This window comes from Marinomonas ostreistagni (assembly GCF_016461785.1).
In the GTDB taxonomy this organism is placed as follows: Bacteria; Pseudomonadota; Gammaproteobacteria; order Pseudomonadales; family Marinomonadaceae; genus Marinomonas; species Marinomonas ostreistagni_A.
The window spans coordinates 1-1,766 of sequence record NZ_JAEMUH010000030.1; the positions used below are offsets into that span (position 1 = coordinate 1).

The 1,766-nt window shown below is 40.3% G+C and carries 3 protein-coding genes; all 3 read right to left on the bottom strand.

All coding sequences use genetic code 11. The features are described from left to right. Nucleotides 1-112: 112 nt before the first annotated feature. Nucleotides 113-469: a GFA family protein gene (locus tag JHD44_RS18630; protein WP_199464230.1), complete on the bottom strand. Its 357-nt coding sequence runs from the start codon at nucleotides 467-469 to the stop codon at nucleotides 113-115. 148 nt (nucleotides 470-617) lie between these two features. Next, on the bottom strand, nucleotides 618-1,016 hold the full coding sequence (gene fos, locus JHD44_RS18635; protein ID WP_047010351.1) for a FosG/FosC2-related fosfomycin resistance glutathione transferase: 399 nt from the start codon (nucleotides 1,014-1,016) through the stop codon (nucleotides 618-620). A 160-nt stretch (nucleotides 1,017-1,176) separates the two neighbouring features. Then, on the bottom strand, nucleotides 1,177-1,731 hold the full coding sequence (locus JHD44_RS18640; RefSeq protein WP_199464231.1) for a hypothetical protein: 555 nt from the start codon (nucleotides 1,729-1,731) through the stop codon (nucleotides 1,177-1,179). Nucleotides 1,732-1,766 lie beyond the last annotated feature (35 nt).

Sequence of the window (1,766 nt, forward strand, 5' to 3'; positions counted from 1 at the left end):
CAACTAAAGGGCAAAAACCAAACCCATTCACTCAACCGAATCAGCCTTAACCTCAAAAACAAACCGAACCAAAAGTGGCCCGTGTTTTTGTCCCTTTGAGTTGTTTGTTATGTTACGACTTAATCGCTGCCCCATTAAACACCTCAAACGGTATTGATGAAGAATCAACACCATCAATGCAACCGATATTTATACGGTAGTAGCCAGGTTGGCGCAGTGTTTGATGAAATGTATAGATACCGCATTTGTTGCAAAAGTGATGTTTAGCTACCCCACTACCAAATGTATATGTTGATAATGCTCCATCTTTTGCCTTAATACGTATTTGTTCTGAAGAGACGGAAAATCCTGTCATAGTTGCACCTTTTCGAGCGCAAATAGAGCAATTACAACGTAGCCCTTCAGTTACTGGTGGGGCTTCAAATTCAAATGATAGTGCTCCACAATGACAGCTTCCTGTATGCAACATTATCGTATTCCTTCTTCGAGTAACATAACGCCAAATTAAGGTGTGAACAACGCTGACACCCTACCTAAAGCATTGTGCCATAAACACTAAACTTGCTTGAAGTGAAAGCGCCGAGCGTTGTGAATCACTCTTAAATTTATTGTTATGTTTAAAGCCAAACGAGCCCACTATACGGCTTAGTTTTTAGGGATTCTAACCTGCTTTTAAGGGAGCCAGAGTGTATCTCTAGTTTATGGCCATCAGGGTCTAAGATATAAAGTGACTGCCCTTCACTCTTATTCTGTTTCCAAACTTCCACACCCAATGAAACTACACGCTTCGCAAAGGCTTCAAATTCGTTTGGTTCGATATCAAAAGCTACGTGGGTATAGTCGGTTTTAGGGCAAGGCTCATCGTGAGAAAGGCAAAACCAGAGTTCACCTACTGACAAGTAAGCCCCGTTGTCCCACTTAGCGTGAGCAGTGAACCCCAACGTCTCCTGATAAAACTTTAGAGAGCGCTCTAAGTCACTAACTGCAATGGTTATATGATTGAGCCCTAAAATCACCGTTTTCTCCCGCAAACATAACGCCCGCATAAAGGGCGATAACACATGGGCTAAAATTAGGAGCGAAGTGACGCTGCCCATGTGTTAGCGCCCCAGCGAGCTTGCGAGCGATTTAATGCGTTTGTTAGCTGTCTTTTGATCAGTGACCCCAAAATCAAAACTACTTTTCGAGATTTTTAGCCGATGATGATAGCTCCGTAACGGCATTTATAATTTTGTGAGTTGTGGCTAGTAATTGCATAACCCTTTCCTGATCGGCCATTGTGCAATTATTTTTGATCTCATCGACAATATCAGCCAACTCAGCTGCTGAAAATTCTAGTTCTCTTTTGGAGTTTACAAGTGCTGATAAATTTTCATATTCGAACTCTTTTACATAGTTTTTTTCTGCTCGAACTTCAGCAATATTTTTTGCCCTTAGAATATTAAGCCTTTTGGGAACAAGCCAACCTCCTTCAAACTTATCGTAAAGGAGGTTTGCTAGAGGTAAAAGTATAAGAAAAAGTATGGAAAGAAGAAAAGGCAAAAGTGCATCATCGAAAAATAACCAGTCCTTTTTTCTTAGCATTGCTATTTTTTCTTGTGTGTCTACGAGAAGAAATATTCCAAAGCCTTTTATGTGTAAGAAAACCCAAGCAAAAACAAAAGCACCTAATAGTGGATTTTTGAGTCTTACGTTTATATTTTCCTTCAAAGAAGAAATGATATCGTTCATTTGTTCTCCATGAGCTTAACTATTGCGACGACAGC

Coding starts and splice junctions, on each gene's coding strand:
- JHD44_RS18630 (WP_199464230.1), bottom strand. CDS start 469: ATGTTGCATACAGGAAGCTGTCATTGTGGAGCACTATCATTTGAATTT.
- JHD44_RS18640 (WP_199464231.1), bottom strand. CDS start 1,731: ATGAACGATATCATTTCTTCTTTGAAGGAAAATATAAACGTAAGACTC.